Genomic DNA, 22,938 nt, shown 5'->3' on the forward strand with positions numbered 1-22,938 from the left:
TTGTTGCCACACCATAATCAAAATAATGAGGTGAAAGGCTATGTACAAAATTCTGATTGCCGACGATCACCCGCTGTTTCGCGAAGCCATTCATAACGTCATCAGCGATGGTTTCCCGGGCAGCGAGGTGATGGAAACCGCCGACCTCGACAGCGCCCTGGCGCTGACCCAGGACCACGACGACCTGGACCTGATCCTGCTCGACCTGAACATGCCCGGCATGCACGGGCTCAACGGCCTGATCAACCTGCGCAACGAGGCGCCGACCATTCCGGTGGTGATCGTCTCCGCCGAGCAGGACAAACAGATCGTGCTGCAGGCCATCACCTATGGCGCGGTGGGGTTCATCACCAAGTCCTCGCCACGGGTACAGATGACCGAGGCCATCCAGCAGATCCTCAACGGCAACGTCTACCTGCCGCCGGACATCATCCGCACGCAGAAAAGCGGCACCCATCGCCGGATGAACGATACCCCGAGCTTTCCGCCGGAACTGCTCCAGGCCCTGACCCGCAAGCAGTTGCTGGTCCTGGAGCGCATGACCAAGGGTGAGTCGAACAAGCAGATCGCCTACACCCTGGAAATCGCCGAAACCACAGTCAAGGCGCATGTCTCGGCGATTCTGCGCAAACTCAATGTGCACAATCGGGTGCAGGCGATTTTGAGTGCCGGGGATATTGATTTCGGGTCTTACCTGCGGCGTTGATTCTGGCGGCAACTGTTAGACCGAGTCGCCCCCATCGCGGGCAAGCCCGCTCCCACAGGTTGATCTTTTTGTCACAAATTTTGTGTCCACTGAAGATCCCCTGTAGGAGCTGGCTTGCCAGCGAAAGCGGTCTGTCAGTCAACCCCTCTACTGAATGTGCCGCCGTCTTCGCCAGCAAGCCGGCTCCTACACGGGATCGGTGTCATCCACCGATTTGGCGAGAGGCCAGCGAACACACCACAACACTCAAGGCCGGATCAGCAAATGACTCATCGCCGTCTTGAGCTTCATCGGCCGCACCGGCTTGTGCATCAGGGTATGCCCCAGTTCACGGATCTGCTGCTTGAGTTCGTTGCTGTAGTTGGCGGTGATCATCATCGCCGGAATGGCTGAAGCACGCCGGGCATTGATCCGGGCCACGGCATCGACACCGTTCTTGTCGTCATCCAGGTGATAGTCGGCAATCAGCAAATCCGCTTCGGCATGATAGTTGTCCACCTGCCGCGCCAGATCCTGTTCCGACAGCGCCGTCACCACCAGACACCCCCACCCTTCCAGCAAGGTGCGCATCCCGGCGCAAATCGCCGCGTCGTTATCCAGCACCCACACCCGAGCCCCGCGCAAACGCTCCAGCATCGGCTCGCTCATCACCAGGCTCGGCAGCGCCTTGGGGGCCGTGGCGCTCAACGGCACTTCCACGGAGAACATCGAGCCCCTGCCCGGCCACGAACGCACGTGAATCCGGTGCCCGAGAATCCCGGCAATCTTCTCGACGATTGCCAACCCCAGGCCCAAGCCGCGATCCTGGTCCGGACGCTGCACATCACCGCGCTTGAACTCCTGAAAAATTTCCTCCAGTCGATTTTCAGCAATGCCCATGCCGCTGTCCCAGACCTGGATCGACAGCCGTTGATGATGACGCCGGCAACCGAGCACCACCCGACCACTGTAGGTGTAGCGAATGGCATTGCTCAGCAGATTGCGCAGGATCCGCGCCAGCAGTTGGATGTCGCTGCGCACCAGCGCCGAACACCCAATGAAATGCAGCTCCAGGCCTTCACTGCGCGCCACCTGGGTGTACTCGGCCGCGAGGTTTTCCAGCAGCTCGCTCAGGGCGAACGGCGCAATGTCGGCCTTGATCACCCCGGCATCCAGCTTGGAAATGTCCACCAGGGTACCCAGCAGGTTTTCCACATCTTCCAGGGAATTGCTGACATTGCGCACCAGCACCGCGTTGGCCACCGGTTCGCGGCGTTCCAGCAGCGCACTGGTAAACAGCCGGGCGGCATTCAACGGTTGCAACAGGTCGTGGCTGACGGCGGCCAGAAACTTGGTCTTCGACAGGTTGGCCTGTTCGGCGTCGAGTTTGGCCTCGCGCAGGCGTGATTCCACCCGCCGACGCTCGTCGATTTCCCGTAGCAACTGATCATTGAGGGTGGTCAATTCCGCCGTGCGTTCGCGCACCCGCAGCTCAAGGTTCTGATAAGCCTGGTGCAAGGCCTCGGCGGTGCGCCGGCGTTCGGTGATGTCGCGGATCAGCACGAAGATCCCCACCACTTCGCCGCTGGCCAGGCGATTGGGCACGTAGGAGCGCAGCATGTAGCGCTCCTGATTATTGATGTTGATTTCGGCAAATTCGAAGGTCACGCTCTCACCGGCCAGCGCCCGGGCCACGTAGGCTTCCAGGCGCTGGTAATGCTGCTCGCTGTGCACTTCGCGCAGGCTCTGGCCGAGCATCACGCCCCGGGGCCAGCAGTACCACTCTTCGTAGACCTTATTGGTGAACTCATACACCAGGTCGGCATTGAGGTAAGCGATCAACGCCGGTACATGGTCGGTGATCAGGCGGATCCAGCGCTCGCTTTCACTGAGGGCCTCGGCATGCTGGTAGCGCTCGGTGATGTCGGTGAAGGTGTTGACGAAGCCACCGGTGGGCAACGGATGGGTGCGGATTTCCAGGACCCGGCCATCATCAAGGCGCTGCTCGCATTCCTGCACCGGCCGCCCGTTGCCATCGCGACTGGCCGGGGTCAGCAGGTTCAGCTCGCTGTCGGCGATCACTTCGGCGAACGGTCGATGGGCCGCCACCGGGGCCAGGCCGCTCAATTCCAGGAAACGTCGGTTCCACAGCTCGAGGATGCCCTCGGCGTTGACCATGGCCACGCCCTGGGACAGGTTGTCGACCGCCCGTTGCAGCAAATGGGATTTCTGCGCCACGGCTTGTTCGCGGCGCACGGTCTCGCTGAGTTTGACGTCGGTAATGTCGGTGAACAGGATCACCCGTCCGCCTTCCTGGGTCGGCCGTTCGCTGACTTGCAGCCAGCGACCGTCCTGCAGGCGATAGAGCAGGTTCTCGTCGGCATGCCCCCGGGGTTCTTCGGTGAACAGCCCGGTGGCGGACATCAGCCGCTTGACCTCGGCCAGGCGCATGCCGGCGTTGATCCGCACCCGGCTGTTGCCCCAGAACGCCTTGAAGCGGCTGTTGAACAGGACGATCCGCTGCTTGGCATCGAACAGCACGAAGGCGTCGGAAATACTTTCGATGGCATCGATCAGATGCTGATGCGCAGTTTCCGCCCGCAGGCGCGCTTCGCTGAGCAAGTGATTGCCCGACTTGAGTTCGGCCATGGCCTGGTTCAAGGCGTCGGTGCGCTCGCGCACCTGTTCGGCCAGCACCACCGAATGCTGGAACGCCGCGTACGGGTCGTTGCCGCGGGTGATGCCGGACTCGATGCGCTCGATCAGCGCACTGTTGATCCGCTGCAGTTTGTGATTGTCGTGACGCAGGCTGGCGAGTTCGGCCTGCAGGTCAGCGCTGTCCAGGGGACCGGCCTCGGGCAATGGCAACCCCGGTGAAGGTCTGGTTGATGTGCATGCCATTGAACTGTTCTCCGTAGGTGTTGAAACCCATCACCCGCTGGTCACGCAAAAAGCCGCCGATCTGCTCCAGGTGCCCGCCGTCTTCCAGCTCCAGGCGCCTGAGAAAACAGTCGCAGCCGATGGTCAGCAACAGCTCGCCAAGGCGCTCCTGCAAGCCCTCGAACAGGTGTTGCAGATTGGGCAGCATCGGGCCCGGGGTCATGACCGTGAGGACGATGCCGTTTTCCACCGCGCAGTAGAAACTCAGGCTCAGGTCCGGATGCACCTGCTGGATCGCCCGCACGTAATACTGATCGTTGATTCGCACCGCCAACGGGTGCGCGGCGAAAATCCGGTGATCGAGTTCGGCCACCGGCACGCCGATGTGCCTGGCGTACTCCTCGGCGGCGGGTTCGGCGTTGAGCTCGAAGACCCGGCGTGAGCCGCTGTCGGCCCCGGTGACCACCAGTTTTTCCGCCCGGGGCAGGATGTGGTGGGTAGTGAAGACCTCGAAATCGAGCCAAGTGTTGACCAGCACCACCACCGCCGCGCCGCTGTGAAACTCGCCATTGAAATAGACGTGGGTGTGGGTCAGGTAGTTGTCATCACCGGCCGAACCGCCGAAATGCGGGATGTCTCCCAACGCCGCGCTCAAGGCGGCGAGGACCATTTCTTCGCGGCTGGACAGGCCATCGAGCAAGGTCAGGGCAAAGCTGTTGCCCTTGATCGGCGCCAGGGTGTTGCTGCGACAGCCACTGACCAGGCGCTCGACCATCTGCTGGGCGTCGATCAGGCTGAAGCGCTCCATCTCGCAGATCAGTTCGGCGTCGATGGAAAAATGCCGATGATCGAAGCCCACCGCGGTCACGCAATTGCGACCGTAGCCCACGGGGGTGATTTCCCCGGCGCTGGTGCAGCCCACCAGGCGAATGCCGCCGAAGCTTTGTTGCAAGGCCTGGCCCAGCGCCTGCAAGTCGTACTCGGCGGAGCAGAAGAACAGCACGAAGCCCAGGTGTGGATGCAACAACTGCCGCGCCAGCTCCTGGGCCACCTGCTGGGCATCAGTGGCCTGGGACATCGCGCTGACCACGCCTTCATTCTCGACCTGCTGCATCGTCGCCTCCCGCAGGTGCGCATGTATGAGGGATGAGTGTACGAAGGCTGTGGGGGGCGACCTATGCTACTTGGGTAGCGGTCTGGCGGTCCGATGGGATGAGAGAAGTGTCAAATCTACAAAACACCACACATCCCCTGTAGGAGCTGGCTTGCCAGCGAAGGCGGTGTGTCAGTCGATAAATAAATTGGCTGATATACCGCCCCCTTGTAGGAGCTGGCTTGTCGGATCGCCGCACCGCAGCGAAGGCGGCTTAACATTCAACATCTTTGTTGACTGACACACCGTCTTCGCTGGCAAGCCAGCTCCTACAGGAGATCTGCTTGATCCGGTTCCGGCGTTACCAGGTCAACACCGCCCCCACCGCAAAGGTGTCGGTGTCTTCATTCTGCGCACTGGTGTCATGGCCATTGATTTCGAACTGGTTGTACTCGGCCACCAATTTGAGGTTGTCATTGACGTCATGGAACAGCGCAACGCCGCGAGTCTCGTAATCCGCCCCGCTGCCCACCACGCCGTTGCCGTCGTCCTGGGTCTTGCCATACGACAAGGCCAGGCGATTCTTGCCCAGTTTGTAGGAGCCTTGCAGCAAGTAGCCGTCGCTGTCGACATTGCGCAGGGTCGGCTCGCCAGCGTTGTTAGTGAAGAACGGGTTGATGCCTTTGGCCTGGAAGCCGGACCCGGTCAGCGACAAGCCGCCCATTTTCGCCTGCACGCCATAGCCGACGCCTTTGGAGGTGATCGATTCGACGCTGGAATCGGTGTTGTCCGAAGTCTGGTAGCTGCCGTTGACCCAGCTGTAGATCTTGGCCCCGGCGAGGTCGAACTGATAGGTGATCTCGCTCTCGGTGCGCGGATTCTCCTGGTACGCCTTGCCCGTCGGGCTGCTGTCGTTGGTGTCGACCGGGTCCATGATCCCCACCGCTACCCGCAGGCCGTCCATCACCGGCGTGCGATAGGTGATCTGTGAAGTGGGGAACGGATACGGATAACCGGTGCCGATGTTGCCGAACGACACCCCGCCCCCGTCCACCAATCCCAGGGTATCGCTGACCTGGCCATAACCGGCGAGCAACTCATCGAGCAAAATGTTGGAACGGGCAAACAGGCCGAAGTCCTTGCCGATCAGCACTTCGCCCCATTGCGGGTTGGCCACCGTGCCGTAGAACTGCCGCACATCGATGGCGGTGTCGGTGCCGTTGGTTTCGCTGTCGTTGATGGTGACCCAGAACGAGGCACGGGCGCCGAGCTTGAGGTCATCGACCTGCTTGCCCATGTTGAAACCCAGGTAGTTGGGCAGAAAGCCCATCTTGACCCGCGACTGCCGACGGTCGTACTGCTCGCCGGCACGGTCGACATCGCTGTTGACGTAGAAGGCGTTGATGTAGCCATCGGTGGAAAACGTGGTCTGGTCGTTGTCGTACAGCATGATCTCGGCCTCGGCCATGGCACTCAATCCGAGGGTCGACAGGCTGGCGAAAAAGGCAGGCAAGTAACGATGCTTGAAGTTCTTATTGTTGTGCATGGCGCGCTCCGCAACGGGGGACTTGATGTCGGAGGCGATTATCGAAAGCGGACCGGCGGCGGCATACGCTGCCTTGGCGCTGGTTTTCAGCTGCTTTGGAGTGGCGGATAGAGCGCGGCAAAATCGATGTAAGACCGCCCGTGGGCAAGGCTCGCCACTTAGGGCGTACGCCTGTGGAACCGACTGGCATCCACAGGAACCGGTACCCGCTAGGCGCCTGCTCTGAACAGCATGTAGGCGGCGACCACCACGCAGATGCTGGCGAAGCCGATCTGCAAGACCCGGGCCGGAACGCGCGCGCAAAGCTTGCGGCCAATGACCATGCCGACGATGCTCGCGACAATGAACACCACGCCCACACCGTCGATGCGCACCCCGGCGTGAAACGCGCCGATGACGCCGATTGCCGAGATCAGGCTGATCACCATCAGGGAGGTGGCGACGATCCCGCGCATCTGCACGTCGGTCAGTTGCTTGAAGGCCGGGACGATCAGGAAACCGCCGCCCACCCCGAGCAGCCCGGAGACGACCCCGGTCACCGCACCGAGTGCCGCCAGGGTCGCGGTGCATTTGGCGGTCCAGGAAAAGCGCCCGGTCTGCTGATCGAGCATGCAGTTCTTCTGGCCCCAGTTGGCGTGGCCATGGTCGCTCGGCCCTGGCTCCCGGCGCTCACGGCGCAGCATGCGCCAGGCGACCATGACCATCAGTAGGCTGAACAGGATCATCAGGATTTTTTCCGGCAACTGATGGGCGAGGAAGATGCCCACCGGCGAAAAAATCGCCCCCAGCAAGGCGATCAACAAGGCCGCGCGATAGCGCACCAGCCCGTGACGCAACCCATCGATGGCCCCGACCGCCGCCGCACTGCCTACCGCAAACAGCGCGACCGGTGCCGCCTGGGTCATGGTCAGACCCAACCCCAGCACCAGGGCCGGCACCGCAAGAATCCCGCCACCGGCGCCGGTCAATCCAAGGACCAGGCCCATCACCACGCCAAAAAAACCTGCCAGCAACATAAAACACTCATGATCCGCGAAAAAAAGCCGGGAACGCCCGGTATCGATTGAGTGACAGGATAGAGCCCGTACAGGTTTTTTCATTAATAGAATTAATACGGGGGTGGTCAACCCAGGGAAAATGAAACTACCCTCATGACCTGTCCCAAAGAAAAAACCACCATGCCTGCATTGATTGAAGCCTTCCTCGACCCCGCCTCATCGACCTACAGCTACGTCATCCACGACGCCGACGGCGGTCAATGCGCGATCGTCGATCCGGTGCTCGACTACGACCCTGCCGCCGGGCGCACCACGACGACCCAGGCTGACCGGCTTATCGCCTTCGTCCGCCAGCATCACTTGCAGGTGCAATGGCTGCTGGAAACCCACGCCCACGCCGATCATCTGTCCGCCGCGCCTTATCTGCGTCGGCAACTGGGCGGCAAGATTGCGATCGGGCAGTCCATCGGCAAGGTTCAGGATGTGTTCAAGACCTTGTTCAACCTGGAAGCGGAATTTGCCGTCGACGGTTCGCAGTTCGATCACCTGTTCGCGCCGGACGAGTCATTCATGATCGGCAATCTCAAGGCCACGGCCCTGCATGTGCCCGGCCACACGCCGGCGGACATGGCCTATCTGATCGATGGCGAGCAGATTCTGGTGGGCGACACACTGTTCATGCCGGACGTGGGCACCGCGCGTTGCGACTTTCCCGGGGGCAATGCCAGCCAGATGTTCGCTTCGATCCAGAAATTGCTGGCCTTCCCCGCCAGCGTGAGCCTTTACGTCTGCCACGATTACCCCACCGAGGGCCGCGGCCCCCGGTGCGTGACGACGGTGGGCGAACAACGCAAAAGCAATATCCACGTCCACGACGGCATCGATGAAGCCGCGTTCGTCGCCATGCGCAACCGGCGCGATGCCGGGTTGGGCATGCCGACGCTGTTGCTGCCGGCGGTTCAGGTGAATGTGCGGGCGGGGAATTTGCCGCCGGCGGAGGGCAATGGCGTGACGTACCTGAAAATCCCCCTGAACAAACTCTGACCCTGTGTAGGAGCCGGCTTGCCGGCGAAGGCGTCTGCATGGGCAGTGCAAGGCTTGAGGCCGCCTTCGCTGGCAAGCCAGCTCCTACAGGGTTGCGGTGTTACATAAACCGGCGGTTTACAGGTCAATTGCCGAGGGTCAGACCGTTGGCCGGCAACGGCAGCGCCGTCTTGTAGCGCACCTGCTTGAGCGCAAAGCTCGACCGGATATTTGCCACCCCCGGCACCTTGGTCAAAAAGTCCATCATGAAGCGCTCCAGCGACTGAATGGTCGGCACCAGCACCCGGATCAGGTAGTCCGGGTCGCCGGCCATCAGATAACACTCCATGACTTCCGGGCGATCCGAGATCGCCTCTTCGAAATGCTGCAGTGCCTCCTCCACCTGTTTCTCCAGGCTGACATGAATGAACACATTCACGTGCAGCCCCAAGAGATCGGCATCCAGCAGGGTGACCTGTTCGCGAATCAGCCCCAGTTCCTCCATAGCCTTGACCCGGTTGAAACAGGGTGTCGGCGACAGGTTGACCGAGCGTGCAAGGTCGGCGTTGGTGATCCGCGCGTTCTCCTGCAGGCTGTTCAAAATGCCGATATCGGTACGGTCCAGTTTGCGCATGAGACAAAAACACCTGTGATTTTATGCTTATGCAGAATATTTATCCTCAAATGGCTTCCAACGCAACGAAACACAGAGAAATATTCTCCTGGGTCCGGCCTATGATTGTTGTAGGACAAGAATTCTCCGACAGAAGAATGACTGTCAGCTCACTACAAAAAATTCACAAGATCGAGCGTAGAAGCCATGAACCAAGCGTACGAACCGCTGCGCCTGCACGTACCGGAACCTTCGGGCCGTCCAGGGTGCAAAACCGACTTCTCCTACCTGCGTCTGACCGACGCCGGCCTGGCGCGCAAACCCCCCATCGATATTGAACCCGCCGAAACTGCCGACCTGGCCAAGGGCCTGATCCGGGTGCTCGACGACCAGGGCAATGCCCTCGGCGAGTGGGCCGAAGGCGTGCCGGTGGAGATCCTGCGTAAAGGCATGCGCGCCATGCTCAAGACGCGGATCTATGACAACCGCATGGTGGTCGCCCAGCGTCAGAAAAAAATGTCGTTCTACATGCAAAGCCTCGGCGAAGAGGCCATCGGCAGCGGCCAGGCCCTGGCCTTGAACATCGACGACATGTGCTTCCCGACCTACCGCCAGCAAAGCATCCTGATGGCACGGGACGTGCCGCTGGTGGACCTGATCTGCCAGCTGCTGTCCAACGAGCGCGATCCGCTCAAGGGCCGTCAATTGCCGATCATGTACTCGGTCAAGGACGCCGGTTTCTTCACCATTTCCGGCAACCTCGCCACCCAGTTCATACAAGGCGTGGGCTGGGGCATGGCCTCGGCGATCAAGGGCGACACCAAAATCGCCTCGGCCTGGATCGGCGACGGCGCCACCGCAGAATCGGACTTCCACACCGCCCTCACCTTTGCCCACGTCTACCGCGCGCCGGTGATCCTCAACGTGGTCAACAACCAGTGGGCGATTTCCACGTTCCAGGCGATTGCCGGTGGTGAAGCCACTACGTTCGCCGGTCGTGGCGTCGGCTGCGGCATTGCCTCCCTGCGGGTCGATGGCAACGATTTCGTCGCGGTCTACGCGGCTTCTGCCTGGGCTGCCGAACGCGCCCGACGCAACCTGGGACCGACCATGATCGAATGGGTCACCTACCGCGCCGGCCCGCACTCCACCTCCGATGATCCGTCCAAATACCGGCCTGCCGACGACTGGAGCTACTTCCCGTTGGGCGACCCGATTGCGCGCCTGAAGCAGCACCTGGTGAAAATCGGCCAGTGGTCCGAAGAGGAACACGTCGCCGTCAGCGCCGAACTGGAAGCCGAAGTGATCGCCGCACAGAAACAGGCCGAGCAGTACGGCACCCTCGCCGGCGGCCAGATTCCGAGCGCCGCGACCATGTTCGAAGACGTCTATAAAGAGATGCCGGAGCACTTGAAGCGCCAGCGTCAAGAGTTGGGGATCTGACATGAACGATCACAACACCCATATCGAGCTGGAAACCGCCATGACTACCACCACCATGACCATGATCCAGGCCCTGCGCTCGGCCATGGATGTGATGCTTGAGCGTGACGATAACGTCGTGGTGTTCGGCCAGGACGTAGGCTACTTCGGCGGCGTGTTCCGTTGCACCGAAGGCCTGCAGACCAAGTACGGCGCCTCCCGGGTGTTCGACGCGCCGATCTCCGAAAGCGGCATCGTCGGCGTCGCCGTGGGCATGGGCGCCTACGGTTTGCGGCCGGTGGCCGAAATCCAGTTCGCCGACTACGTTTACCCGGCGTCGGACCAGATCATTTCCGAAGCCGCCCGCCTGCGCTATCGCTCGGCCGGCGAGTTCACCGCGCCGATGACCCTGCGCATGCCGTGCGGCGGCGGCATCTACGGCGGCCAGACCCACAGCCAGAGCATCGAGGCCATGTTCACCCAGGTCTGCGGCCTGCGCACGGTCATGCCGTCCAACCCTTACGACGCCAAGGGCCTGCTGATCGCCTCCATCGAAAACGATGACCCGGTGATCTTCCTTGAGCCAAAGCGCCTGTACAACGGCCCGTTCGACGGTCACCACGATCGCCCGGTGACCCCGTGGGCGAAACACCCGGCCGCCCAGGTACCGGACGGTTACTACACTGTACCGCTGGACGTGGCTGCCATCACCCGTCCGGGCAAGGCGGTAACCATCCTGACCTACGGCACCACCGTCTACGTCTCGCAAGTCGCCGCCGAAGAAACCGGCATCGACGCGGAAGTCATCGACCTGCGCAGCCTGTGGCCGCTGGACCTGGACACCATCGTCAAGTCGGTGAAGAAAACCGGCCGCTGCGTCGTCGTTCACGAAGCGACCCGCACCTGCGGTTTCGGTGCCGAACTGGTGGCCCTGGTGCAGGAGCACTGCTTCCACTACCTGGAAGCGCCGATCGAGCGCGTCACCGGATGGGACACCCCCTACCCGCACGCGCAAGAGTGGGCGTATTTCCCAGGTCCGTCCCGAGTGGGCGCGGCGTTGAAACGGGTCATGGAGGTCTGAATGGGCACGCACGTTATTAAAATGCCGGACATTGGCGAAGGCATTGCAGAAGTTGAATTGTCGGTGTGGCACGTCAAGGTCGGCGACATGGTCGTCGAAGATCAGGTGTTGGCGGACGTGATGACCGACAAGGCGATGGTCGACATCCCTTCGCCGGTGCACGGCAAAGTCATCGCCCTCGGTGGCGTGCCGGGCGAAGTCATGGCGGTCGGCAGCATCCTGATCAGCATTGAAGTCGAAGGCGCGGGCAACGTTAAAGAGTCGGCCCAGCCGGCGGCCGCTGCCGTGCAAGAAGCACCGGTTGCAGCGCCGAAAGCTGCACCGGTGGTTGAGAGCAAACCGGTTGCGGCACCGCGTCCAGCCGCCGTCTGCCAGGGCCCGATGGTTGCCCGTGAGGCCGATGAGCGCCCGCTGGCCTCCCCAGCCGTGCGCAAACATGCACTGGACCTGGGCATCCAGCTGCGTCTGGTGCGGGGCACCGGCCCTGCCGGTCGCGTGTTGCACGAAGACCTCGAGACCTATCTGGCCCAAGGTCAGCAACCGCAGTCATCCGCGACTGCCGCGTACGCCCAGCGTAACGACGAAGAACAGATCCCGGTGATCGGCATGCGCCGCAAGATCGCCCAGCGCATGCAGGACGCCACCCAGCGTGCTGCCCATTTCAGCTATGTCGAGGAAATCGACGTCACCGCCGTGGAAGAACTGCGCGCACACCTGAACGAAAAACACGGTGCGACCCGCGGCAAACTGACCTTGCTGCCATTCCTGGTCCGCGCCCTGGTCGTCGCCCTGCGCGATTTCCCGCAGATCAATGCTCGTTACGACGACGAAGCCCAAGTCATCACCCGCCTCGGCGCGGTGCACGTCGGCATCGCCACCCAGGCCGACATCGGCTTGATGGTGCCGGTGGTGCGTCACGCCGAAGCGCGCAGCCTGTGGGACAGCGCCACGGAAATCTCCCGCCTGGCCACGGCAGCACGCACGGGCAAGGCCAGCCGCGACGAGCTGTCCGGCTCAAGCATCACCCTGACCAGCCTCGGCGCGTTGGGCGGCATCGTCAGCACCCCGGTGCTGAACCTGCCGGAAGTGGCGATCGTCGGCGTGAACAAAATCGTCGAACGGCCGATGGTGGTCAAAGGCCAGATCGTGATTCGCAAGATGATGAACCTCTCCAGCTCCTTCGATCACCGCGTGGTCGACGGCATGGACGCGGCACAATTCATCCAGGCCATTCGTGGCTTGCTCGAACAACCCGCCACGCTGTTCGTGGAATAAGTATTTGTGGAGCAAGGCATGCAAACTCTGAACACCACGCTGCTGATCGTCGGCGGCGGCCCTGGCGGTTATGTGACGGCGATTCGTGCCGGTCAGCTGGGCATCTCGACCATTCTGGTGGAAGGCGCTTCGTTGGGCGGAACCTGCCTGAACATCGGCTGCATTCCGTCCAAGGCGCTGATCCATGTCGCCGAGCAGTTTCACCAGACGCAGCACCACAGCCAGCATTCGGCGCTGGGCATCAACGTATCGGCGCCGACCTTGGACATCGGCAAGAGTGTCGAGTGGAAGGACGGCATTGTTGATCGCCTGACCACTGGCGTTTCGGCGCTGCTTAAAAAGAACAAAATCCAGGTTATTCAAGGCTTTGCGAAGGTAATCGACGGTAAAACCGTAGAAGTCGGCGATACGCGCATTCAGTGCGAGCACCTGGTGCTGGCCACCGGATCAAACAGCGTGAACCTGCCGATGCTGCCGATTGGCGGGCCGATCATCTCCTCCACCGAAGCCCTGGCGCCGACGTCCGTGCCAAAACGACTGGTCGTGGTCGGTGGCGGTTACATTGGTCTGGAGCTGGGAATCGCCTATCGCAAGCTCGGCGCTGAAGTCAGTGTGGTCGAAGCTCAGGACCGCATCCTGCCGGCCTACGATGCCGAGCTGACGCAGCCAGTGCATGATGAACTGAAAAGACTCGGAGTTAGGCTTTACTTGAAACATAGCGTTCAAGGCTTTGATTCTGTTAACAATACACTGCAAGTTCTTGAGCCAGGCGGCGACACCCTGAACCTGGAGACCGATCAGGTATTGGTGGCCGTCGGGCGCAAACCCAACACCCAGGGCTGGAACCTCGAAGCGCTGAATCTGGACATGAGCGGGTCGGCGATCAAGATCGATAACCGCTGCCAGACCAGCATGCGCAACGTGTACGCCATCGGCGACCTGAGTGGCGAGCCGATGCTGGCCCATCGGGCCATGGCCCAGGGCGAGATGGTGGCCGAGCTGATCAGCGGTAAATCCCGCGAGTTCAACCCGACGGCTATCGCTGCGGTGTGTTTCACCGACCCGGAGCTGGTGGTGGTCGGCAAGACACCGGACGAGGCCAAGGCTGCGGGGCTGGACTGCATTGTGTCGAGCTTCCCGTTTGCGGCCAATGGCCGGGCGATGACCCTGGAGTCGAAAAGCGGCTTCGTGCGGGTCGTGGCGCGGCGTGACAATCATGTGATTGTCGGTTGGCAAGCGGTCGGGGTGGGTGTTTCGGAGTTGTCGACGGCGTTTGGCCAGAGCCTGGAAATGGGCGCACGGCTGGAAGACATCGCCGGGACGATCCATGCGCATCCGACGCTCGGCGAAGCAGTGCAGGAAGCGGCGTTGCGGGCCCTCGGCCACGCACTGCACCTATAAACCGGACCTGTAGGAGCGAGGCTTGCCCGCGAACAAGACACCACGGTGTATCTGAACCACAGCGTTATCGTTGTTCGCGGGCAAGCCTCGCTCCTACAAAGGATCGCATTCCGGGCTGCGAAAACGGCCCGGAATGAAGTATTGTTGTCCCCATCCAGAAAAACGTCAGAAGCCTTGAACCGTTTCGGCGGTTGTTAAGCGATAGAGGGTGTCATGGGTAACGAAAGCATCAATTGGGACAAGCTGGGTTTTGACTACATCAAGACAGACAAGCGCTATTTGTCGCACTGGCGTAATGGCGAGTGGGACGCAGGCACCCTGACCGAAGACAACGTGCTGCACATCAGCGAAGGCTCCACTGCCCTTCACTATGGCCAGCAATGCTTCGAAGGCCTGAAAGCCTATCGGTGCAAGGACGGCTCGATCAACCTGTTCCGCCCGGACCAGAACGCCGCGCGCATGCAGCGCAGTTGCGCGCGCCTGCTGATGCCGCAGGTGTCCACCGAGCAGTTCATCGAAGCCTGCAAGGACGTGGTCCGCGCCAACGAGCGTTTCATCCCGCCTTACGGCACCGGCGGCGCGCTGTACCTGCGTCCGTTCGTGATCGGCGTGGGTGACAACATCGGCGTGCGTACCGCCCCCGAGTTCATCTTCTCGATCTTCTGCATCCCGGTCGGCGCCTACTTCAAGGGCGGCCTGACCCCGCACAACTTCCTGATCTCCAGCTACGACCGCGCCGCGCCACAAGGCACCGGTGCGGCCAAGGTCGGTGGCAACTACGCCGCCAGCCTGATGCCGGGCTCCCAGGCCAAGAAGGCGCATTTTGCCGACTGCATCTACCTGGACCCGATGACCCACACCAAAATCGAGGAAGTCGGTTCGGCCAACTTCTTCGGGATCACCCATGACAACAAGTTCGTGACCCCGAACTCGCCATCGGTATTGCCGGGCATCACCCGTCTGTCTTTGATTGAGCTGGCCAGGACGCGTCTGGGCCTGGAAGTGATCGAAGGCGACGTGTTCATCGACAAGCTGTCCGACTTCAAGGAAGCCGGCGCCTGCGGTACTGCCGCGGTGATCACGCCGATCGGCGGCATCAGCTACAACGACAAGCTGCACGTGTTCCACAGCGAAACCGACGTCGGCCCGATCACCCAGAAGCTCTACAAGGAGCTGACGGGCGTGCAGACCGGCGACGTCGAGGCGCCGGCCGGCTGGATCGTCAAGGTTTGATCTGACGCCGCAGTGCCTTTGCGCAAAAAAAGCCCGGCCATCGTTTTGATGGCCGGGCTTTTTTATGGTTGTGAAGCGAAGATCAAAAGATCGCAGCCTGCGGCAGCTCCTACACAATCCGGGTACACCGGATAATTCACAGATGCCCACGGTCAATGTAGGAGCTGCCGCAGGCTGCGATCTTTTGACGTTGTTCTTGTGTCTCGACCGTCAACAGGGATCAGACAGGCATCGGCAACCACAACCTGAACCGCGCCCCGCCCAGCGGCGATGCCTCGACGGTCAGCGTGCCACCCTGAGCCTCCAGCGCCCGGCGACTGATCGCCAACCCCAGGCCAAACCCGCCCGTGGCGCGGTCCCGGCTGCGGTCCAGGCGATAGAAAGGTTCGAAAATCCGCTCACGTTGATCATCGGGAATGCCGATGCCATCGTCGTCGACCCAGATCTCACACCCCTTCGAGCCTACCTGAACGCCGATCTGAATGCGTTTTTCGCAGTAGCGCATGGCGTTGCGCAGCAGGTTCTGAAGGGCGCGGGCGGTCAGGCGCGGGTCGAGGCTGAAGCGCTCGAGCTGGCCGTGGAGCAGCACGTCGATGACGATGTCGGGGGATTCCAGTTCTTCGTCGACACTGCCGAGGATGCTGTCGATGAACTCATCCAGCGAGACCTCGACCTGCTCGGGCAGCCGCGCCGGGTTTTGCAGGCGGCTGTAGGACAGCAACTCCAGCACCAGCTCATCGAGTTCACGGATGTGTGCCACCAGCCCTTGCAGGCGCTCGCGGCTGGCGGCCGGCAAGTCATCCGACAGCGCCAGGGCCAGGCCGAAATCCAGGCGCGTCAGGGGCGTGCGCAATTCGTGGGAGACGGCATTGAGCAAGTCCCGCTGCTGGTTGAGCAGGTTCTCGATGTCGCCGGCCATGGTGTCGAACACGTTGGCCAGGCTGCCGATGTTGGAGCTGGGGGCGATTCGTGTGCGCTCGCTCAACTGACCCTTGCCGAAGCGTTCCGCCGTGCCCTTGAGGCGTTCCAGGTCGCGCCAGTGCGGGCGCAGCCACAGCAACAGACAGGCCAGCATGGTCGCGCCGATCAGCACGTTGATGCTCCAGTACAGCCAACTGACGTCCGTCGGGTCCGGCGGCACCACCATTTGCACCACCGTGCGCTCGTTCAGCGGCGACGCCGCCAGGGTGCGCCAGCCCCAGTCGCCAATGCGCACGATGTTCTCGCCACGCTGCAGACGTTGCCGTTCATCGAGGGTGAAATCGGCATCGTCATTGCCGCTCAACACGATGTGCAGCGGCTGGAATTCTTTATCCATCTCGGCCGCCAAGGTCGGCCATTGCGCCGGGGGCACGGAATGAAACTGTTTGACGATGAGGGTCTGCAGGCCTCGGGAATAGTCGAGGTTGTACGTCAGAAAACGTTCATGAAAGACCTTGATCACCAGGTCCGGCACCAGGTAGATCGCCGCGCTGAACGAGACGATGGTCACCAGGTACAGGCGAAACAGGATTCTGAACATCGGCTCAGCATTCCCACTCGGAACGGCTGAACAGGTAGCCCTTGCCCCAGACGGTCTTGATCTTGCGCGCCTCGCCGGCGCAATCGCCGAACTTGCGCCGCAACTTGGAAATTGCCACGTCCACCGAGCGATCGGTGCCGTTGAACTCGATGCCGCGCAGGCGTTGCAGGATCTGGTCGCGGCTGAGCACTTCGCCAGCATGCCGGGCCAGCACCACCAGCAGGTTGTATTCGCCGCTGGACAGTTCGACCGGTTGCGCCCGCCAGGTCACGGTGCGTTCGGACAAGTCGATGCACAGGTTGCCGACGAGAATGCGGTCGTTGGCGGCCTGCGGTTCGCCGAGGCTGCTGCGCCGCAGCAAGGTCCGGACCCGGGCCAGCAGCACCCGCGGCTCGCAGGGTTTGGTGACGTAGTCGTCGGCGCCCATTTCCAGGCCCAGCACCTGGTCGTGGCTGTCATCGCGGGCGGTGAGCATCAGGATCGGCAGCGTGGCCGAATCGGCGCGCAGCAAACGACAGACTTGCAGGCCGTCCAGCCCCGGCAGCATCAGGTCGAGGATCACCAGGTCCGGGGGATCGACCCGCGCCCGTTCGCGCACAAGGTCGCCGCGGCCGATCACGCTGACGCAATAGCCGTTGCGTTCCAGGTAGCTGGCAATCAGTTCGGCGAGGGCGGTGTCGTCTTCGACCAGGAGGATGTTGGGCATGGGGTGTTTCCAGAAAGTGCTGTAGCGACCATTAGCTCGCTTTCGCTGGCAAGCCAGCTCCTACAAGGATCAGCGCGATTTCAGAATTGACGCAGGACCCTGTAGGAGCTGGCTTGCCAGCGAACGAGCGCGAAGCGGTCGCCAAGGATATACGCCCTCACCCACCCCCGTGCAAAACCCTTACACAATTTCACACAGCACCTACAAAGCTTCACCGCTACCCTCGTCGCCTCCCCGTAGGATGCCGGGGTCATTATTGGGGTTATTACATGTCAAACAACCTGCTTGCCAAGCTCAGCCTGATTGCACTGGCGTTGACGCTGAGCGCTTGCGACAAGGCCTCGACTGCCGAAGAGCAGGCGCCACTGGCCACGGTTCGCATCGAAACCCTCTCGACCCGGCCGCTGTCGATCAGCAGCGAGCTGAGCGGGCGCATTGCCGCGCCGCGGATCGCCGAAGTCCGCGCCCGGGTGGCCGGCGTGGTCTTGCAACGGACCTTCCGTGAAGGCAGCGACGTGAAACAGGGCGATGTGCTGTTTCGCATCGACCCGGCACCGTTCAAGGCTGACCTGGACAGCGCCGAGGCCGCACTGCGCAAGGCCGAGGCCAATGCCTTCCAGGCGCGCTTGCAGGAGCAGCGTTACGCCCAGTTGATCGAAGGCAATGCGATCAGCGGCCAGGACTATGACAACGCCCGGGCGGCCGTACGCCAGACCGCAGCCGACGTCGCCGCCAACCAGGCCGCGGTGCAGCGGGCGAAACTGAACCTGGGCTACGCCACCGTCACCGCGCCGATTTCCGGGCGCATCGGCCGCGCGCTGGTGACTGAAGGCGCCCTGGTCGGGCAGAACGAAACCACGCCACTGGCCTTGATCCAGCAGCTGAACCCGATTCACGCCGACCTCACCCAGTCGACCCGCGAACTCAACGAGCTGCGCCGCGCCTTCCGCTCCGGGCAGTTGCAGCAGGTCGGCCAGGGCCAGGCCAAGGCCACGCTGATCCAGGACGACGGCAGCCTCTATCCGTTGCCGGGCAAGTTGCTGTTCACCGACATCACGGTCGACCCGGGCACCGGCCAGATCATTCTGCGCAGCGAGTTCCCCAACCCGGACCTTGACCTGTTGCCCGGCAGTTTCGTTCGCGTGCGCCTGGAGCAAGCGGTCAACCAACAGGGGATCAGCGTGCCGCAACGGGCCATCCAGCGTGACAGCGCCGGCATCGCCCAGGTGCTGTTGCTCGACGCCGAACAACGGGTCGGCCAACAGCCGGTGGAACTGGGTCCCGTGCAGAACGATCGCTGGATCGTCACCGGTGGCCTCAAGGCCGGCGACCGCATCGTCGTCGAAGGCCTGCAACACGCCAAGCCAGGCGAGAAAGTACAGATCGACGACTCCCCTCTTCCCCTTGCCCAGGCTACTGGTCAGTAAGCAGGACGCTTTTTATGCCGCAGTTCTTTATCGATCGCCCGGTGTTCGCCTGGGTAGTCGCCCTGTTTATCCTGCTGGCCGGCGCCTTGGCCATTCCGCAGTTGCCGGTGGCGCAGTATCCCGATGTCGCGCCGCCACAGATCGAAATCTATGCCGTGTACCCGGGCGCTTCGGCGCAGACCGTGGACGAGAGCGTGGTCAGCCTGATCGAGGAAGAGCTCAACGGCGCCGATCATCTGCTGTATTTCGAATCGCAAAGCAGCCTTGGCAGCGCGACGATAAAGGCCACTTTTCAGCCGGGCACCAACCCGGAGATGGCCCAGGTCGATGTGCAGAACCGCCTGAAAGTCATCGAGTCGCGCCTGCCGCAAGCGGTGAACCAGCAGGGTTTGCAGGTGGAGAAAGTCTCCGCCGGTTTCCTGCTGCTGATCACCCTGACGTCCAGTGACGGCAAGCTCGACGACGTGGCGCTCAGCGATTACCTGGCGCGCAACGTGATGAACGAGATCAAGCGCCTGGACGGGGTCGGCAAGGCCCAGCTGTACGGCGCGGAACGGGCGATGCGCATCTGGATCGACCCGCGCAAACTCATCGGATTCAACCTGACCCCGGCCGACGTCAACGCCGCCATCGTCGCGCAGAACGCTCAGATTTCAGCTGGCAGCATCGGCGACTTGCCGACCCGCAGCACCCAGGAAATCACCGCGACCATTCTGGTCAAAGGTCAGTTGTCGACACCGGAAGAGTTCGCCGACATCGTGCTCAAGGCCAACCCCGACGGTTCCACCGTGCGCATCGGCGATGTGGCGCGGGTCGAGATCGGCAGTCAGGAATACCAGTTCGGCACCCGCCTGAACGGCAAGCCATCGACCGCGGTCGGCGTGCAATTGTCCCCCGGCGCCAATGCCCTGAGCACCGCGACCCTGGTGCGGGCGAAGATGGATGAACTGGCGCGCTACTTCCCGGCCAACGTGGAATACAAGATCCCGTATGACACCTCGCCCTTCGTCAAAGTCTCGATCACCAAGGTGGTCTACACCCTCGTCGAGGCGATGGTGCTGGTGTTCGCGGTGATGTTCCTGTTCCTGCAAAACATCCGCTACACGCTGATTCCGACCCTGGTGGTGCCGGTGGCGCTGATGGGCACCTTCGCAACCATGCTGGCCCTGGGCTTCTCGATCAACGTGCTGACCATGTTCGGCATGGTCCTGGCCATCGGCATCCTGGTGGACGATGCGATTGTGGTGGTGGAGAACGTCGAGCGGATCATGGTCAGCGAAGGCCTGTCGCCCAAGGAGGCGACGCGCAAGGCGATGCAGCAGATCACCGGGGCGATCATCGGCATCACCCTGGTGCTGGTGGCGGTGTTCATTCCCATGGCATTCATGCAGGGCTCGGTCGGGGTGATCTACCGGCAGTTCTCGTTGTCGATGGCCACCTCGATCCTGTTCTCCGCGTTGCTCGCCCTGACGTTGACCCCGGCGCTGTGCGCGACCTTGCTCAAGCCGATCGCCAAGGGCGAGCATCATGAGAAACGCGGGTTCTTTGGCTGGTTCAACCGCCGCTTCGAGCAACTGACCGTGCGCTATCAGGGCTGGGTCGCCTACGCGTTGAAGCGCACCGGCCGCTACCTGTTGATCTACGGCGTGCTGTTGATCGGCCTGGGTATTTGCTTCAGTCGCCTGCCCTCCTCGTTCCTGCCGGTGGAAGACCAGGGATATACCATCACCGACGTGCAACTGCCGCCGGGTGCGAGCAAGAACCGCACGGTGCAGGTGGTCGAACAGATCGAAGCGCACAACGCCACTGAACCCGGGGTTGGCGACAGCACGGTGATTCTCGGTTTCAGCTTTTCCGGCAGCGGCCAGAACGCGGCGCTGGCGTTTACCACGCTCAAGGACTGGTCCGATCGCGGCAGCGACGATTCGGCCAGTTCGATTGCCGACCGCGCCAATATCGCCCTGAGCCAGATCAAGGACGCGGTGGCCTTCGCCGTGCTGCCGCCGCCGGTGGACGGCCTCGGCACGTCCAGTGGTTTCGAGTTCCGCCTGCAGGATCGCGGCGGCCTCGGCCATGCCACGCTGATGCAGGCGCGCACCGAGTTGCTCGAGGCCGCCGAGAACAGCCCGATCCTGATGAACGTGCGCGAAAGCGCGCTGGCCGAAGCGCCGCAGGTGCAGCTTGAAGTCGACCGCAAACAGGCCAATGCGCTGGGGGTGTCCTTCGCCGACATCGGCAGCGTGCTGTCCACCGCGGTCGGTTCGGCCTACATCAACGACTTCCCCAATCAGGGGCGGATGCAGCGGGTGGTGGTCCAGGCCGAAGGCGATCAGCGCAGTCAGGTCGCCGATCTGTTGAACATGCATGTGCGCAACAGCGCTGGAAACATGGTGCCGCTGTCGGCCTTCGTCCAGGCCAAATGGACACAAGGGCCTGCGCAATTGACTCGCTACAACGGCTACCCGGCGATCAGCATTTCCGGCGAACCGACACCGGGCCACAGTACGGGCGAGGCCATGGCGGAAATCGAACGGCTGGTGGCGCTTGGCCCGGCGGGACTGGGCCAGGAATGGACCGGATTGTCGCTGCAGGAACGCCTGTCCGGCAGCCAGGCGCCGATTCTGCTCGGGCTGTCGTTGCTGATCGTGTTCCTGTGCCTGGCGGCGTTGTATGAAAGCTGGTCGATCCCGACCTCAGTGTTGCTGGTGGTGCCGCTGGGCGTACTCGGTGCGGTATTGGCCGTGACCTTGCGCGGGATGCCCAACGACGTGTTCTTCAAGGTCGGGCTGATCACCATCATCGGTCTGTCGGCGAAGAATGCGATCCTGATCATCGAATTCGCCAAGAGCCTGTACGACGAAGGCCACGACCTGATCGACGCCACGCTGCAAGCGGCGCGGTTGCGGTTGCGGCCGATTGTCATGACGTCCCTGGCCTTCATTCTCGGTGTGGTGCCGCTGGCGATTGCCACGGGCGCCAGTTCGGCGAGCCAGCAAGCCATCGGCACCGGGGTGATCGGCGGGATGATCACCGCGACCCTGGCGGTGCTGTTTGTGCCGGTGTTTTTTGTGGTGGTGATGAAGCTGGTGCGCAAGCGGCACAAGACCCTGTAACCCACAACACCCCCCCCTGTAGGAGCTGTCGAGTGAAACGAGGCTGCGATCTTTTGATGTTGTTTTTAAAGATCAAGATCAAAAGATCGCAGCCTCGTTTCACTCGACAGCTCCTACACAGCTCCTACACAGCGCATTACACAGCACATACACAGCACATACACAGCACATTACACAGCGCAGACATGGCGCACACATGGCGCCTGCGCAAAGCGCAGTGGCGTGCGCTATGGTGCAGGTACGCACCGTCTTAGTGAGTCCACATGCCCTTCCTCGCCCGCACCCACCCGCGCCTGTCCGCCGCCGCCACGCTCGGCATCGCGGTGGGTATCCTGGCTCCGGCCGATTCGATCATCAGCAAAATCCTCTTCGGCTGGAATGCCGGTGTCTGGACTTATCTGGTGCTGATGTTCTGGCTCACCGTGCGCGCCAAGGCGCCGGACGTGAAACGCATCGCCGAGATCGAAGATGAAAACGCCGGGCTGGTGCTGTTCGTCGTGTGCATCGCCGCGATTGCCAGCCTGGCGACCATCGCTTTCGAGCTGGCCGGCAGCAGGGACCTGGAAACCACCCGCAAGCTGCTGCACTACGGCTTCACCGCGCTGACCGTGATTGGCTCCTGGCTGCTGATCGGGGTAATCTTCAGCGTGCACTACGCACGACTGTTCTACACCTGGGACGGCAAGGACCCGGCGCTGCGTTTTGCCGAAGGTTTGACGACCCCCGATTACTGGGACTTCCTGTACTTCTCGTTCACCATCGGCGTGGCGGTGCAGACTTCGGATGTCGGGGTGGCGACCCGGGAGTTGCGCAAGATCGTGCTGGCACAGTCGCTGGTCGGCTTTGTGTTCAATACGGCCATTCTCGGCTTCTCGATCAACATCGCGGCAGGCCTGTTCAACTGATCCGTGCACAAACGT

17 protein-coding genes are annotated in these 22,938 nt (G+C 62.1%); 10 read left to right on the forward strand and 7 right to left on the reverse strand.

Annotated elements, in window-relative coordinates; genetic code table 11:
- Positions 1 to 40 precede the first annotated feature (40 nt).
- Positions 41 to 706 carry a response regulator transcription factor gene (locus tag ACA062_RS17500; RefSeq protein ID WP_084320911.1) on the forward strand — a complete coding sequence of 222 codons (666 nt, stop codon included), beginning with the start codon at positions 41 to 43 and terminating at the stop codon, positions 704 to 706.
- 246 nt (positions 707 to 952) lie between these two features.
- Here the strand turns inward: ACA062_RS17500 and nahK are convergent, their stop codons facing one another.
- From nahK to ACA062_RS17520, 4 genes are all read right to left on the reverse strand, one after another.
- A complete protein-coding gene (gene nahK, locus ACA062_RS17505) occupies positions 953 to 3,547 on the reverse strand; it encodes a hybrid sensor histidine kinase/response regulator NahK/ErcS' (protein WP_497457442.1) in 2,595 nt (864 codons plus the stop codon).
- Positions 3,516 to 4,679 (reverse strand): nitric oxide-sensing protein NosP, encoded by a 1,164-nt coding sequence (nosP, locus tag ACA062_RS17510; RefSeq protein ID WP_497452227.1) that lies wholly within the window; start codon positions 4,677 to 4,679, stop codon positions 3,516 to 3,518. The genes nahK and nosP overlap by 32 nt, the downstream gene beginning before the upstream one ends.
- A gap of 340 nt (positions 4,680 to 5,019) precedes the next feature.
- Positions 5,020 to 6,204: a porin gene (locus ACA062_RS17515; RefSeq protein ID WP_497452228.1), complete on the reverse strand. Its 1,185-nt coding sequence runs from the start codon at positions 6,202 to 6,204 to the stop codon at positions 5,020 to 5,022.
- A 209-nt stretch (positions 6,205 to 6,413) separates the two neighbouring features.
- Positions 6,414 to 7,220: a sulfite exporter TauE/SafE family protein gene (locus tag ACA062_RS17520; protein WP_497452229.1), complete on the reverse strand. Its 807-nt coding sequence runs from the start codon at positions 7,218 to 7,220 to the stop codon at positions 6,414 to 6,416.
- A gap of 162 nt (positions 7,221 to 7,382) precedes the next feature.
- Here ACA062_RS17520 and ACA062_RS17525 point away from each other — a divergent pair, with 162 nt between their 5' ends.
- Positions 7,383 to 8,246 (forward strand): MBL fold metallo-hydrolase, encoded by an 864-nt coding sequence (locus ACA062_RS17525; protein ID WP_497452230.1) that lies wholly within the window; start codon positions 7,383 to 7,385, stop codon positions 8,244 to 8,246.
- 124 nt (positions 8,247 to 8,370) lie between these two features.
- Here the strand turns inward: ACA062_RS17525 and bkdR are convergent, their stop codons facing one another.
- Positions 8,371 to 8,859 (reverse strand): Bkd operon transcriptional regulator BkdR, encoded by a 489-nt coding sequence (gene bkdR / locus ACA062_RS17530; protein ID WP_007915088.1) that lies wholly within the window; start codon positions 8,857 to 8,859, stop codon positions 8,371 to 8,373.
- Between the two features lie 186 nt (positions 8,860 to 9,045).
- Here bkdR and ACA062_RS17535 point away from each other — a divergent pair, with 186 nt between their 5' ends.
- The 5 genes from ACA062_RS17535 (at position 9,046) to ACA062_RS17555 (ending at position 15,250) form a co-directional block, all read left to right on the forward strand.
- Positions 9,046 to 10,281 (forward strand): 3-methyl-2-oxobutanoate dehydrogenase (2-methylpropanoyl-transferring) subunit alpha, encoded by a 1,236-nt coding sequence (locus ACA062_RS17535; protein WP_497452231.1) that lies wholly within the window; start codon positions 9,046 to 9,048, stop codon positions 10,279 to 10,281.
- Position 10,282: 1 nt separating this feature from the next.
- Positions 10,283 to 11,341, forward strand: coding sequence for an alpha-ketoacid dehydrogenase subunit beta (locus ACA062_RS17540; RefSeq protein ID WP_497452232.1), 1,059 nt, complete (start codon positions 10,283 to 10,285; stop codon positions 11,339 to 11,341).
- A complete protein-coding gene (locus ACA062_RS17545; protein ID WP_497452233.1) occupies positions 11,342 to 12,616 on the forward strand; it encodes a dihydrolipoamide acetyltransferase family protein in 1,275 nt (424 codons plus the stop codon). It abuts the gene before it with no gap.
- 18 nt (positions 12,617 to 12,634) lie between these two features.
- Positions 12,635 to 14,017, forward strand: a complete 1,383-nt coding sequence (gene lpdA / locus ACA062_RS17550) for a dihydrolipoyl dehydrogenase (protein WP_497452234.1) — start codon at positions 12,635 to 12,637, stop codon at positions 14,015 to 14,017.
- Between the two features lie 213 nt (positions 14,018 to 14,230).
- Complete coding sequence (locus tag ACA062_RS17555) at positions 14,231 to 15,250, forward strand: branched-chain amino acid aminotransferase (protein WP_497452235.1); 1,020 nt, start codon at positions 14,231 to 14,233, stop codon at positions 15,248 to 15,250.
- A 220-nt stretch (positions 15,251 to 15,470) separates the two neighbouring features.
- Here ACA062_RS17555 and ACA062_RS17560 read toward each other — a convergent pair whose 3' ends face one another.
- Complete coding sequence (locus ACA062_RS17560) at positions 15,471 to 16,772, reverse strand: ATP-binding protein (protein WP_497452236.1); 1,302 nt, start codon at positions 16,770 to 16,772, stop codon at positions 15,471 to 15,473.
- Positions 16,773 to 16,776: 4 nt separating this feature from the next.
- Positions 16,777 to 17,478 carry a response regulator gene (locus tag ACA062_RS17565; RefSeq protein WP_497452237.1) on the reverse strand — a complete coding sequence of 234 codons (702 nt, stop codon included), beginning with the start codon at positions 17,476 to 17,478 and terminating at the stop codon, positions 16,777 to 16,779.
- Between the two features lie 269 nt (positions 17,479 to 17,747).
- On the opposite strand from ACA062_RS17565, the gene ACA062_RS17570 reads away from it, so the two are divergent.
- The 3 genes from ACA062_RS17570 (at position 17,748) to ACA062_RS17580 (ending at position 22,923) form a co-directional block, all read left to right on the forward strand.
- Positions 17,748 to 18,905 (forward strand): efflux RND transporter periplasmic adaptor subunit, encoded by a 1,158-nt coding sequence (locus tag ACA062_RS17570; RefSeq protein WP_497452238.1) that lies wholly within the window; start codon positions 17,748 to 17,750, stop codon positions 18,903 to 18,905.
- 14 nt (positions 18,906 to 18,919) lie between these two features.
- Positions 18,920 to 22,018 carry a multidrug efflux RND transporter permease subunit gene (locus ACA062_RS17575; RefSeq protein ID WP_497452239.1) on the forward strand — a complete coding sequence of 1,033 codons (3,099 nt, stop codon included), beginning with the start codon at positions 18,920 to 18,922 and terminating at the stop codon, positions 22,016 to 22,018.
- A gap of 263 nt (positions 22,019 to 22,281) precedes the next feature.
- Positions 22,282 to 22,923 (forward strand): DUF1345 domain-containing protein, encoded by a 642-nt coding sequence (locus ACA062_RS17580; protein WP_497452240.1) that lies wholly within the window; start codon positions 22,282 to 22,284, stop codon positions 22,921 to 22,923.
- The last annotated feature ends 15 nt before the right edge of the window (positions 22,924 to 22,938 follow it).

It is taken from the genome of Pseudomonas sp. LBUM1679 (genome assembly GCF_059695565.1).